Here is a 13,429-nt window from a genome sequence, read left to right as displayed (position 1 = left end):
TCACGCACTCTTGCCTAGTTAGCTTTGGCACCGACTAAAATGGAACCGTAATGAAAAGTAAATTGTATGCAGGCGCACTATGCGCAGCGACTCTATTCACTACCCCTGCAATGGCTGCAGACCAAGAACTTTATTTCTATAACTGGTCTGAATATATCCCCCGTGACGTACTAGAAGACTTTACCAAAGAGACCGGCATTAAAGTCATCTATTCAACCTATGAATCCAATGAAAGCATGTATGCTAAATTGAAAACTCAAGGTTCGGGTTACGACCTTGTCGTCCCATCTACTTATTTTGTATCGAAAATGCGCAAAGAAGAGATGCTGCAGGAAATCGACCATTCTAAACTCGCGCACTTTGCTGACCTTGATCCTAATTACCTAGACAAGTCTTTTGATCCAAATAATAAATATTCAATTCCTTACATCTGGGGGGCAACCGGTATTGGTATTAATACTGATATGCTAGATAAGTCATCTATTAAAAATTGGGGTGACTTATGGGATGCGAAATGGGAAGGTCAATTGATGATGATGGATGACGCTCGTGAAGTCTTCCACATTGCGTTGAGTAAATTAGGTTATTCAACCAATACCACCAACCCAGAAGAAATTAAAGCGGCTTACGAAGAGCTGAAGAAACTTATTCCTAACGTACTGGTGTTTAATTCCGACTTCCCGGCTAACCCTTATTTGGCTGGTGAAGTCTCATTAGGAATGCTTTGGAATGGTTCGGCTTACATGGCACGTCAAGAAGGTGCATCAATTGATATTATCTGGCCAGAGAAAGGGGCAATTTTCTGGATGGATAGTTTAGCAATCCCTTCTGGAGCCAAAAATGTTGAAGCAGCTCATAAGATGATCGATTTCTTACTACGCCCTGAAAATGCAGCGAAAATTGCTCTAGAAATTGGTTACCCAACGCCAGTTAAAACCGCGTATCAGTTATTGCCAAAAGAGTTCGCCAATGATCCAAACATTTTCCCTCCGCAATCAGTAATGGATAGCGGTAGTTGGCAAGATGAAGTGGGTGAAGCGAATGTGCTTTACGATGAATACTTCCAAAAGTTAAAAGTAAACAATTAATTTAAGAAGTAGAAAAGCGGCATTAAGCCGCTTTTCTGTTATAGCAACAATTAACACGCCCTAATTTAGGCGTGTTTCTTTTTTGGCATTTCTAGCGCCAATAACTCTTCCACCAGTTGCGGTACTTCGATGCTGGCTTTTCCATAACGCTTTTCTTCGAATTCACTTTCAACTGCGCTTGGCTCTAGATTGATTTCAATGGTATGTGCTCCGTGCATTCTTGCATCATGTACAAAACCCGCGGCTGGAAAAACAACGCCAGAAGTACCAATAGAAATAAAGAGATCTGCCTCTTCTAACGCTGAATAAATATCTCCCATACGCAATGGCATTTCTCCAAACCAGACAATATGTGGTCGCATTTGCGCTGGGAACTGGCAGCAATGGCAAAGTTCGCCAGTCAATATGTCATCTTTATGCTCAATTACTTGATTAGAAGCACTACAGCGTGCTTTTAGCAGTTCGCCATGCATATGAATCACATTGGTGCTGCCTCCTCGTTCGTGGAGATTATCAATGTTCTGGGTAATGATTGTCACCTTCCCTTCTGACTCTTGTTCTAGCTTACCCAAAGCGATATGCGCTGCGTTCGGCTGGATAGCATCGGATTGGAGTTTACGACGTCGTTGATTGTAGAAGTCTTGAACAAGATCAGGGTTGCGTGCAAAACCTTCTGGCGTGGCAACATCTTCAATTCGGTGGTTTTCCCACAATCCGTCTTGAGCTCGGAAAGTTTTGATGCCTGATTCGGCTGAAATACCAGCGCCAGTGAGGATAACAATATTTTTGTAGGGGAAATTCATGCGATGTCCTTATTGCTAACTTTCTTGCTAGCTTAGCACTGATGCAATAACAACAATAGTTTTGAGGATTAGACCATAGTATAAAACGGCTATGAATTTGGCTAATTTTGTGACTTAAGCGAAGTGAAAGTACCCCTTCACCTCGCTCGATATGATTAATCTTCGTTGAGAGATGAGATTTTGTGAATGGCTAAATCTGCACCATTAAATTCATCTTCTTCTGAGAGGCGTAACCCTGTCAACGCGTTTAGCGTGCCATAAACTATGGCCGCGCCAACAACAGCGACAATAATACCTAGTAGTGTTCCAAGTAGCTGTACGGTCAAACTTACGCCCCCAAGGCCTCCTAAAGCTGTTTGCCCAAAAATACCGGCAGCAATTCCCCCCCAAGCACCACATACACCGTGTAAGGGCCATACGCCGAGTACATCGTCGATTTTTGTTTTATTTTGCAGTTGAGTAAATAGCCAGACAAACAGTACGCCAGCCACAGCACCAGTCACGAGTGCACCAAGTGGATGCATCAAATCTGAGCCGGCACAAACGGCAACTAAACCAGCCAAAGGACCATTATGGATAAAGCCTGGGTCATTTTTACCAGCAATCAGTGCCGCTAAAATACCACCGGTCATCGCAAGTAAGGAGTTCATGGCGACGAGACCACTAATACCATTAAGTGTTTGGGCTGACATCACGTTAAAGCCAAACCAACCGACACAAAGAATCCAGGCACCCAACGCCAAAAATGGAATATTTGAGGGGGCAAAGTTGGTGTGCTTCCCTGCGCGAATTCGTCCTTTACGCATGCCAAGAAATATGACTGCAACTAGTGCAATCCAACCGCCGACAGCATGTACAACGACCGATCCTGCAAAATCATGAAACCCTGTGCCAAATTGAACTTCAAACCAATTCTGGACACCAAAGTTTCCATTCCAAATCATGCCTTCAAAGAAAGGATAAACTAGACCGACAGTAAAAAAAGTTGCTATGAGAATAGGATAGAAACGCGCCCTTTCAGCAATACCACCAGAAACAATCGCAGGTATCGCTGCTGCAAAAGTCAATAAGAAGAAAAACTTAACCAATTCATAACCATTTCCTTGAGAAAGCGTCTGCGCATCAGCAAAGAAGTTCGCACCGTATGCCACCCAATAGCCAATAAAAAAGTAGGCGATGGTTGAAACCCCGAAATCAGCAAGAATCTTCACCAAGGCATTCACTTGGTTTTTCTTACGAACGGTTCCTACTTCCAGAAAAGCGAATCCGGCGTGCATTAAAAACACCATGATTGCACCGAGTAATAAAAAAAGGGTATCTGAACTTTGGGTCAGGGCTTGTACAGCACCTTGTACCTGACTTACGGTTTGAGTCATCTTAGTGATTCTCCATCAATGTTGCGCACCAATCCTGTGCTACTTGATTATCACTTCACCAAATCGGGGAAATGCTTGTATTAGCCAGCTTTTCAGCAAGATTTGTTCCGAAAATAGATAGATGAATCAATAAAAATAAAATGCAAGCTAACCTAATGAATAATATTAAATTATTAGTTATATATATCAATTAGGCTTATTGTCGAAATGGATGATATACCTCATCTGTTGCACCAAATTGGATCGCACGCCCCTTTTTGATGCGCACTAATATATGGCGTAAAAAAGCCCAGCATGAAGCTGGGCTTATAGATTATAGGTTGGGCCCTTTAGAGGGCTGATGAGGCTGGTTATTCCTCAATTGCTGCATACCTTGTACTATTCTAGCAAGCCAAACTAGGATGGCTAGTAGAGCAAAGATGGCACCGATGATAGGGATTACATAACTTACCGTGTCAATCCATGAGCTTTTATACCAATAGTCATTGAGCCCAACCAAGACACCATTTGAAGTGGCAACGGTGACTAGCAGTACAACAAAGAATGTCAGGTACAAAAAGAAGCTACGAATAAGACCGTAATAATGGGAATTAGCAACCTCACCATCTTGATTTTTATCAAGCCGATATCCTGCATAAATAATGGCAATCACCCCTGAAATTAAACAAGTAAAAGGCGTGAGTAAACTTGCGATATAGACAAACCATATGCTTTTTCGGTTATTGCACATAACGTTATTGTTCATGGGCTTTTTCCCCCTTCACTGGCTCATCACTGCTTGCCGTTCCTTCATGTTTTGCATTTTGCATTTCGGCATACCAGAGGTCATGGTGTTCCTTCGCCCAGGTTTCGTCGACTTCACCCGTAACCATACCTTCTAATGCCCCCTCCATTCCAAATAAACCAATATAGATATGGAAGATGAAGCCACAGATTAAAATAAGCGCTGAGAACATGTGAATGAGGTTTGAAAATTCCATGTCACGTCGAGTTTGTCCGAAGATCGGGAAGTCTAATACCAAGCCACTGATTGCAGCCACTGTGCCAAAGACAATCAATAACCAGTAAATGACCTTTTCAGCACCATTAGAAAATTCTGCAGAAGGGTGACTTCCTTTATACTTGCCAACCATCCCTCCAAATTTCATAAACCATTTGATATCTACCATATTGAATAATGACTTACGCCACCATTTTAATAACATGCATATCAGCAGGATGAAAAATAGAGGTCCCATATAGTTGTGGTATTGTTTGGCAATGAATATCACCCATCCCCATAGTTCAGTTGGCACATACGGTTTTAAAAAGTGTTTACCATAAACCAGCATTAAGCCACTAAATGCAAGAGTCAAAAAGGTGAACGCCATGCTCCAATGTAATGCTCTGTCCCATCGAGACCAGCGTTTGATCTTCTTGCCTGTGCGCGGAGCACTAAGCATCAATGGTCCAACCAATACGTATGCCAAAATGACCATGGTAATACTACCGAAAATGGCGATAGCGCCCGCAGGAGACATCCATTTTTCTTTAAGTAAAAACCATGCCTCCCCTGGGGCGCTGATCAACATGCCATGTTCTGGTGATTGCGATGTGGTGTAACCCACTTCACCTTGCCTCACCTGTTGCCAAAAATCAGCACCAGCCAATTGCGTCATTTCTCTTTCAACCACAGGAGTGGTTTCATCTTTAGCAAAGCTAGGCGATGAACATAGCATCGCTAGTGCTGCCAATACAGGCAGCATAGCGAGAGTTGCACGTTTTATGCGTTGTAACATACTCCTCTCCATCTTTAGCTTTTACTAGCGTCGTAGGAAAGGTCTTCACCGTCTGTCCAACCAGCGCCTTTTGCTCCACGTTCTACGACACGTTGTCGAAAAATATCAGAGACTTTCTCTGCGTCACCAGCAATCAAAGCTTTTGTTGAACATAATGATGCGCACATCGGTAATTTGCCTTCAGCAATACGGTTTGCACCATATTTTTTACGCTCTTCCTCTGAACCAGGCTCGGTATTTGGCCCACCAGCACAGAATGTGCATTTGTCCATTTTCCCGCGTTCACCAAAAGCTGATTGTTTAGGAAATTGAGGCGCACCAAACGGGCAGGCAAACAAACAGTAGCCGCAACCAATGCACAGGTCTTTATTATGGAGCACAATTCCATCTTCAGTGTGCTCAAAGCAGTCTGCTGGGCAAACCGCCATACAAGGTGCGTCAGTACAATGCATGCAAGCCACTGAGATCGAATTTTCTCCTGGTTCACCATCGTTTAATGTAACGACTCGGCGGCGTTGAATACCCCACTCCAGTGCATCATCATTTTCATTTTTACATGCGGTGACACAGCCATTACATTCGATGCAGCGCTTGGTGTCACAAAGGAATTTCATTCTAGCCATTTGTAAGCTCCTTACGCTTTGCGAATGTTACAGAGAGTGACTTTGGTTTCCTGCATTTGTGTTACAGGGTCGTAGCCATAGGTTGTAGCAATGTTTGCTGACTCACCGATCACATATGGGTCGGTGCCTTCAGGGTATTTATGGCGTAGGTCTTCACCTTGGAACTTACCGCCAAAGTGGAATGGAATGAATGCCATGCCTGGTTTGACACGACGAGTTACCATGGCTTTGACATGAATTCTGCCTTTCTCAGCTCCTTCAACCCAAACCATTTCTCCATCTTTGAAGCCTAAATCATTGGCATCTTTGGGGTTTACCTCAACAAACATTTCTTGTTGTAGCTCGGCAAGCCATGGGTTTGAACGCGTTTCTTCACCACCGCCTTCGTATTCAACTAAACGGCCTGATGTTAGGATGATCGGATACTCGTTAGATTTATCTTGCTGTTGAATCGATTTATACAAAGTTGGCATACGGAAAATTGCGTCTTTGTCATCCCATGTTGGGTAATCAGCAATTAAATCACGACGAGGGGTATACAGTGGCTCCCGGTGCAAAGGTACACGGTCTGGGAATGTCCATACAATGGCGCGAGCTTTTGCATTACCAAATGGAATACAGCCATGTTTGATCGCCACACGTTGGATGCCACCTGACAAGTCAGTCTTCCAGTTTTTGCCTTCTGCCGCAGCTTGTTCTTGTGCGGTTAAGTCACCCCACCACCCTAATTGTTTTAGAAGCTTATCAGTAAACTCAGGGTAACCATCTTCAATTTCACAGCCTTTAGAATAGCTATCGACGGCTAATAAACTTTTACCCTCAAATTCCACGCCAAAACGTGTTCTGAAGTTACCGCCACCTTCAGCTACTGGTTTAGACGTGTCGTAAAGGATATGTGTGCCAGGGTGTTTCATTTCAGGCGTTCCCCAGCATGGCCAAGGTAAACCATAAGTTTCACCATTAGCAGGCCCACCTTCTGCTTCTAATGTCGTCTTATGGAAGGTATGCCAGTTTTGTTGGTGTGCTTTCAAACGCTCAGGGCTTTGGCCGGTATAACCAATAGTCCACATTCCTTTATTGAATTCACGAGTGATATCTTCAATAACAGGCTGATTGTTTTCAACACGGATGTTTTTGAATAATTGCTCGGAGATTCCGAGCTTTTTACTCATCAAATACATGATTTCATGATCAGGCTTTGACTCAAAAAGAGGTTCAATAACTTGATCACGCCATTGAATCGAACGGTTAGAAGCCGTGACACTGCCGTAGGTTTCAAATTGAGTGGTCGCAGGTAGAAGGTAAATACCATCAGTGCGATCATTCATAATAGCGGCAACGGTTGGATACGGGTCAACAATCACCATCATATCGAGTTTTTGCATCGCTTTTTTCATTTCAACACCGCGGGTTTGCGAGTTAACTGCATGACCCCAATAGAACATAGCGCGAATGTTTTCACGTTGCTGAATGTTATCTTTGTTCTCTAACACGCCATCGATCCAGCGAGAAACCGGAATACCAAAGGTATTCATTGGTGTCGCACCGCCGTAAGTACCGCTGTCGAATCGATCTTTTATCCATTCGAAATCAAGGTCCCATACTTTTGCCCAGTGACGCCATGCGCCTTCAGATAGGCCATAATAGCCAGGTAAGGTATCAGATAGCACACCTAAATCAGTTGCACCTTGTACGTTGTCGTGACCACGGAAAATGTTTGCACCACCGCCAGATTTACCAATATTACCTAAAGCTAGCTCCAAGACGCAGTAAGCACGAGTGTTGTTGTTACCTGTGGTGTGCTGCGTACCTCCCATACACCAAACAATGCATCCAGGGCGATTTTCAGAGAGTATTTTTGCAGTTTGGTAGACTTCTTCTTCACTAACACCTGTTACACGCTCGACTTCGACTGGTGTCCATTTCGCGACTTCATCACGAATTTCATCCATACCAAATACGCGCTGGCGAATGAATTCTTTATCTTCCCATTGGTTTTGGAATACGTGCCATAACACGCCCCAAATAAAGGCAACATCACTTCCTGGACGTAGTGATACGAAATGATCCGCTTTTGCTGCTGTGCGCGTACGACGAGGATCCGCGACCACGATTTTACAGCTGTTTTTTTCTTTGGCGATCAGGATATGCTGCATTGCAACCGGGTGCGCTTCTGCTGGGTTTGAGCCAATGAACAGCATCGATTTACAGTTATGCATGTCATTAAATGAGTTTGTCATGGCACCGTAGCCCCATGTATTTGCAACGCCAGCAACCGTTGTTGAGTGGCAAATACGAGCTTGGTGATCGACGTTGTTGGTACCCCATAATGAAGCCATTTTGCGGTACAAGTAGGCTTGCTCATTACTGTGTTTCGCGCTGCCTAACCAATAGACGGAGTCCGGGCCAGATTCTTTGCGAATGTCTAATACTTTGTTGCCAATTTCTTCTATTGCTTGATCCCACGACAGTTTTTTCCATTTGCCGTTTTCAAGTTTCATTGGGTATTTTAAGCGTCTTTCACCATGACCATGTTCACGCAGGGCAGCGCCTTTAGCGCAATGTCCACCAGCATTAAATGGGTGATCAAATGCAGGTTCTTGACCTGTCCAGACCCCATTTTGCACTTCGGCATAAATACCGCAGCCCACCGAGCAATGAGAGCAAATAGTGCGCTTCACTTCAGTTTTTACCGTAGGATCAACACTTTTAGCTTGTGCTTTTTTCATCATGCCGGGAGTAAATAAAGCCGCGCCTGCAACTGCACCACCAGCCGCTAATGAGCTGTTTTTCATAAAAGCACGACGACTAATGCCTAGTTTGTCATGCTCTTTCATTACGCTATCGGAGCGTTTTGATAATTTCATTGTCAGTTGCTCCTACAGAGTGTCGTAATAATCACGAATATGTTGAGTTTCGTGGTAACCATTTTTCTTTACATCATCATTGTTTGGAACCACATGTTCAGAAGCCACTGCTGTTTGAGCAGTGCCTGATACCACTGCTCCCACGACAGCTGCTGTACCTAGCCCTTTGAGTAAGTCTCGACGGCTGTTATCAACTTCTTTATCTTTCTTCATTGAATGCTTCCTCTGCCCGTTTTAAACCGGCTATCTATGGATGCTAACGACGCATCTCTTTTGCTATACCTTTTCTACCTGTAACTCCAAGTGATTTGGGTATATAAATTAGTGACTCTGAAGTGAGTCTGTTAAATTTTTCACATCAATTTTGATGGCGGTCTTCGCGCCTTCAGGAGCTTGGGTGAATTTCACCTGCTCAATAGTTAAAAAGGTGTCCATTAAATTGGCCACACTGAGGTAAAACTTGGCATAACTTGCTTGCCTTATTTGCTCAACTAATTTGTTAAACCAAGGCCCAATATGCTGATTAAAAAACATTTTCTGCTGCTCTTCTGGCTGTTCGCATAGATAGCTCATGACTTCACAAATTGCAGAGATATGATCTTCAGGCTCTTTCACCCCCTCAGCTCTTTCAAAACCAAGTGTAAGTAGGGTTTGTCTTAGTTGTGCAAGTGGCTTTTCCATTAAGGAACCAGTCAGATGCCAAGAGGCGAATGGAACGACTTCTCCGCGGCCAATACCAATAAAGAGATTTTGAAATTCGTCATCGGTATCAACAGCATGACTGGCTGAGTTCTTTAACTCGAGCCATGCTTTTGCCATATCAGTATCGTTATTTTCAATGTCTAACTGAGTGAGAAAATCCATTAACTCTGCGCTCGGTTTTTGTCTAAGCAGCATTGCAAGCAGTAGATAAATCTCAAAACGTACTGATTGTCCTAAATGAGTTAAGTCGTCTGTTTTGTGTTCCACGTTAGTTATCCTTAGTAGTTCAACTGTTGGTGTGGATCTTCTGCCATGCCTTCGAAAATATCGACCACTCGGCAGTCCTCACACATCGCAATACGGTTAAGTGCTGCAGCATCTGCGAACTGAGAGTGACCGCGTAACTTATTTTGCAGCATGGTGATCATCGATTGCGGGGCAAAAGGTTTATGGCAGCGTAAACATTCGGCAGGTTTTTCGGCATGGAGTGTTTGGACTTGTTGACGAGACGCTTTATCCCAGTTCATTTGTGGCGTCAGTGATAACGCTTGTTCTGGACAGGCTTTGGCACACAAACCACATTGAATACAGTCTTGTTCAATAAAATGAAGGGTTGGCGAATCCCCCGAATGATGCAGTGCCCGGGTTGGACAAACCGCCACACAACTCATGCAAAGTGTGCAATCTTGAGTGTTGCAGCTTACTTTCCCATAAGATGCAGTGCTGGGTAGTGCCACTATGTTATCTTCAGGAATACGAGATGTCGCTAAGGCGTCAAGTGCGGTAAATAGCCGTTGGCGTTTATTACCTTCTAAATCCCCTAAAGCGAGATCAAAAGATGTGTCCATTAATGTTGGAGGCCCTTCACGCAGCGTTTCTAAATAAAGAATATCAACGCTCTCTTTGGTAATACCAAGTTGTGTAAGCAGAATTTGAGCCATTTCCACTTCTTGATTAAGAATACGAATAATGGTTTCAGGCATGTGACGGCTAGCTGCAAACAGCACTTGGCTTGCGCCATTAACAAGCGCAGCAAACCAAGTATCAATACCCACAGATGGAAGTTCTTCAACGATAACGGGAATGACGTTATCTGGTAAGGCTTGTAATGCCATTAGGTTATAGCTTTCATGGCGAGAACTGCAGATCAATACAATTGGGTTGATACCGCCAGCTGACTCATAGTTAGCTAAAAGTCGTTCTACAAACTTTTGCGTATCAGTTGGATTTGGTAATGCATAATGGATAGCTTCTGTTGGACACGATGTCGCACAAGTTCCTATACCTTGACAAAGGTAAGGATTAATTTGGATATGGTGCCCGGTTTTATCATTACCCTCACTGGTCAAGGCTCCTGCTGGACAAGCATCAACACATCGCTCGCACCCTTTTACACCGCGTGAACTATGGGCGCAAAGATCAGTATCGAGGCGAAAATATTTTGGTTTATCAAAGGTGCCCATTAGCGTTGGAATTTCACTAAGCGCATCTGCCAAGGTTGGATAACCACGACCAACCGGATAATAACCGGGAACAGGCACTTCTTCTGTCATAAAACCGTTCAAAGACAAGTCGAGAACAATATCAAAACAGTCGAGCGCAATCGCCACTTTCGCAAGATTATGACTTGCACCACGATTTTCGACATTAACTTGAAACGCACCGAGAAAACCCGACACTTCAACCGTGTCGGCAAAATAAAGGTTAGGATGTGTTCCAGGTTCACCATCTATAGAAAGAAGTGTCAGTGAGGTCATACTCGACAGTTGCTCTGCGGTACGAATGATGATGGCTGTAGGGCCTAGAATGAGAGTATGACCGCCACTTTCATAGCTTACGGTCGGTGGGATCAAATTGGTGAGTTCAACCGTATGCTCAATGGCATACGCACGGGCGTTACCATTTTTTGATGTCGCTTGCTGTAAGAATTGTTTTAGCATTGCTCAGTTCCATTTAGAACACTGATGTTCGATTAATATGAACTTAGCAAATACCATTCCATAACTAATTTACTTATTTATCAGAGGATTAATAAAAATAGAGCACTGTGATAGTAAACCCACACATAAAGTGCGACATTTTGTCTCGGTAATGACTCATGGTGAGTAAGTCAAAATGTACCGACACTTTATGTGGTATTTTTTGTCTCTGTCAGCTGTTGAGCGTTTTCTACTATAATTTCATCCCCTTCAGCTGCATTTTCTGCATCAGCGATGTTCTCGTCGTTGGTTTCCTCGTTTTCTTCATTCATCCAGTCGCGAAGTTTTGCAACGACCTCTGTCGACAGGTTGCTGACTTGATTAAAGTCTTGGTTGTAATCATCCAACATATCGATTTCACTAAAATCGCCATTTAAAAACAATTGACGCAATGCCGCTTTCTTAACACTGGCCTCTGCTGTAGAGGTCAACAGTGTAGCGATGCTGTTTTCGTTGTCTGACGAAGTTGTTTCCTCTTCTTGAGTTATGCTGAGATCAATCGACTCTTCCCCACTGAGATCAATTTCAGATTCAGGTTCGGCCTCAGACAATTTTCGCTGTGACCATCTTGATAAAAATCCTTTAGTTTCCGCTGGCACGCCCTGCTCCTTTACGTTTTTTACGACGCTGTTCTAATAGCTCACCATGACGCCCAATAAAAGCTTCCATCCATGCTTGTACTGCAAGTGGCATGTCGTTGGATAGTACCAGGTAGTCGCCATCCATATAGCGTGAAGCGACGTTTTGTGAGGCGGTTAGTTTGACTATTTTCGGCTCTTGGTCGGTGTCAATATTTTCTAAAACAAGAAATAGCTTGGGTTGCTGAGAGCTTAAATTAAAACGGTAGTCACTCCTTTCATCTCGGTAGAGTTCCAAGAGCGAAATTGTAGGAGATACCGCGGTCGGTTGGAGATTGAACCCTACAAGCTGCCATTGTTTCGTCACCCACATGCCAGCGGTAATGTCATGTGCAATGAGGTCGCATTCGATTGGCCATAAGAAATCACTCTTTCCTGCGCCTAGAAGTTCTGATGAAGATGTAGACATGTCTCACCTACTTAAGTTATTAATTAAACACGTAACAGCAAGAATTACGCCACCTATTCAGCATAACGTACTTGTCTTCTTCACAACTGTATTAAAGATTAGACTTTATCCAATTTCTAGTGGCCTTATTTTCATTAAACAGTGGAATAATAATTGCTTGCCAAAACGCAGTCAGAGATTTGATCATTCACTCCAATAAATAGGATCACACAGTGGGTAAGCCAACCATAATTAAAACTAGCGATAACCCTTTACAAACCATAGAAGTAGAAGTGTTTGATGAATACGGTGAAAAATTGACTCAGCAAATTGCCTGTGAACGGCCATTAACCGTGATGTTAAATTGGAAAGAAATTGTGACCTTGATGACGTTAGGATCTCGTCCTGAATCATTGGTGCTTGGTTACTTGAAAAACCAAAGCTTTATATCTGATCCTACCGCGCTTGAATCGATTATTATTGATTGGCAAACTCATTCGGCCGCAGTAATCACTAAAGAAAATATTGATCATTTGGATAAAGCGTTAAAGAAAAAAACCGTCACATCTGGCTGTGGACAAGGCACGATGTATGGCAACGTGATGAAACAACTTGAAAACTACCAAGTGCCACAAACCCCACTTAAACAGTCAGAGATTTACTCGGCCTTAGAGGCTCTTACCCACTATAACGACACTTATAAAAAAGCGGGTGCCGTTCATGGTTGTGCCATCTGTCAAAGTGACAAGGTGCTTTCTTTTGTTGAAGATGTTGGTCGTCACAACGCTGTAGATACGTTAGCTGGTGAAATGTGGCTAAACCAACAAAGTGGTGAGGATAAAATTTTCTACACCACAGGGCGACTAACGTCTGAAATGGTGATTAAAGTCGCGCAAATGGGTATTCCTGTATTGCTGTCTCGTTCTGGTGTGACGCAAATGGGGTTGGATTTAGCCAAGCAATTTGGTATTACCACTATCGCTCGTGCTAAAGGGTTGCGCTTTCAAGTATTTACTGGGGCCGAGAAAATCAGCTTTGATGTAAAAGGCTAAGCTTATCAATTCAATCTAAAAAAATAGCCCAGTATTCGACTGGGCTATTTCGTTTTCCTCGCTATACCCTTCCTACCTGCAACTCCAAGTAGTTTGGGGGAAATTAACCTATTAGAAATAGAGGTTAAGCGTAAA

At 43.4% G+C, this 13,429-nt stretch carries 13 protein-coding genes; 2 read left to right on the top strand and 11 right to left on the bottom strand.

Annotated features, from left to right (window positions below; all coding sequences use genetic code 11):
- Nucleotides 1-50 precede the first annotated feature (50 nt).
- Nucleotides 51-1,088 (top strand): extracellular solute-binding protein, encoded by a 1,038-nt coding sequence (locus MCT08_RS08685; protein WP_053311532.1) that lies wholly within the window; start codon nt 51-53, stop codon nt 1,086-1,088.
- Nucleotides 1,089-1,153: 65 nt separating this feature from the next.
- Here MCT08_RS08685 and cobB read toward each other — a convergent pair whose 3' ends face one another.
- From cobB to MCT08_RS08630, 11 genes are all read right to left on the bottom strand, one after another.
- Nucleotides 1,154-1,891 (bottom strand): Sir2 family NAD+-dependent deacetylase, encoded by a 738-nt coding sequence (gene cobB / locus MCT08_RS08680; RefSeq protein ID WP_053311531.1) that lies wholly within the window; start codon nt 1,889-1,891, stop codon nt 1,154-1,156.
- Between the two features lie 155 nt (nt 1,892-2,046).
- On the bottom strand, nt 2,047-3,267 hold the full coding sequence (locus tag MCT08_RS08675; RefSeq protein ID WP_274678256.1) for an ammonium transporter: 1,221 nt from the start codon (nt 3,265-3,267) through the stop codon (nt 2,047-2,049).
- A gap of 313 nt (nt 3,268-3,580) precedes the next feature.
- Nucleotides 3,581-3,997, bottom strand: coding sequence for a hypothetical protein (locus MCT08_RS08670; protein WP_274678670.1), 417 nt, complete (start codon nt 3,995-3,997; stop codon nt 3,581-3,583).
- Nucleotides 3,998-4,001: 4 nt separating this feature from the next.
- Complete coding sequence (locus MCT08_RS08665; RefSeq protein ID WP_274674687.1) at nt 4,002-5,045, bottom strand: formate dehydrogenase subunit gamma; 1,044 nt, start codon at nt 5,043-5,045, stop codon at nt 4,002-4,004.
- Nucleotides 5,046-5,059: 14 nt separating this feature from the next.
- Entirely contained in the window at nt 5,060-5,668 is a 609-nt protein-coding gene (gene fdh3B / locus MCT08_RS08660) for a formate dehydrogenase FDH3 subunit beta (protein ID WP_053311528.1), read from the bottom strand.
- 11 nt (nt 5,669-5,679) lie between these two features.
- On the bottom strand, nt 5,680-8,535 hold the full coding sequence (locus MCT08_RS08655; RefSeq protein ID WP_168522199.1) for a formate dehydrogenase subunit alpha: 2,856 nt from the start codon (nt 8,533-8,535) through the stop codon (nt 5,680-5,682).
- Nucleotides 8,536-8,547: 12 nt separating this feature from the next.
- A complete protein-coding gene (locus tag MCT08_RS08650) occupies nt 8,548-8,748 on the bottom strand; it encodes a twin-arginine translocation signal domain-containing protein (RefSeq protein ID WP_053311526.1) in 201 nt (66 codons plus the stop codon).
- 108 nt (nt 8,749-8,856) lie between these two features.
- The gene (locus MCT08_RS08645; RefSeq protein ID WP_274678669.1) at nt 8,857-9,432 is read right to left on the bottom strand and encodes a TorD/DmsD family molecular chaperone; all 576 of its coding nucleotides are present in this window, start codon (nt 9,430-9,432) and stop codon (nt 8,857-8,859) included.
- A gap of 83 nt (nt 9,433-9,515) precedes the next feature.
- Complete coding sequence (locus tag MCT08_RS08640; protein WP_274678255.1) at nt 9,516-11,177, bottom strand: 4Fe-4S binding protein; 1,662 nt, start codon at nt 11,175-11,177, stop codon at nt 9,516-9,518.
- 188 nt (nt 11,178-11,365) lie between these two features.
- A complete protein-coding gene (locus MCT08_RS08635; RefSeq protein ID WP_274672667.1) occupies nt 11,366-11,815 on the bottom strand; it encodes a DUF3306 domain-containing protein in 450 nt (149 codons plus the stop codon).
- Nucleotides 11,799-12,263 carry a DUF3305 domain-containing protein gene (locus tag MCT08_RS08630; RefSeq protein WP_168522195.1) on the bottom strand — a complete coding sequence of 155 codons (465 nt, stop codon included), beginning with the start codon at nt 12,261-12,263 and terminating at the stop codon, nt 11,799-11,801. Before MCT08_RS08630 ends, MCT08_RS08635 begins: the two co-directional genes overlap by 17 nt.
- Nucleotides 12,264-12,475: 212 nt before the next feature.
- Between MCT08_RS08630 and MCT08_RS08625 the strand changes: the two genes are divergently transcribed.
- The gene (locus MCT08_RS08625) at nt 12,476-13,294 is read left to right on the top strand and encodes a formate dehydrogenase accessory sulfurtransferase FdhD (protein WP_053311521.1); all 819 of its coding nucleotides are present in this window, start codon (nt 12,476-12,478) and stop codon (nt 13,292-13,294) included.
- Nucleotides 13,295-13,429: the final 135 nt, after the last annotated feature.

Source organism: Vibrio aestuarianus (genome assembly GCF_028858425.1).
GTDB classification, from domain to species: Bacteria; Pseudomonadota; Gammaproteobacteria; order Enterobacterales; family Vibrionaceae; genus Vibrio; species Vibrio aestuarianus.
The sequence above is the reverse complement of the archived record's forward strand: the minus strand, read 5'-3'. Positions and strand labels throughout refer to the sequence as shown.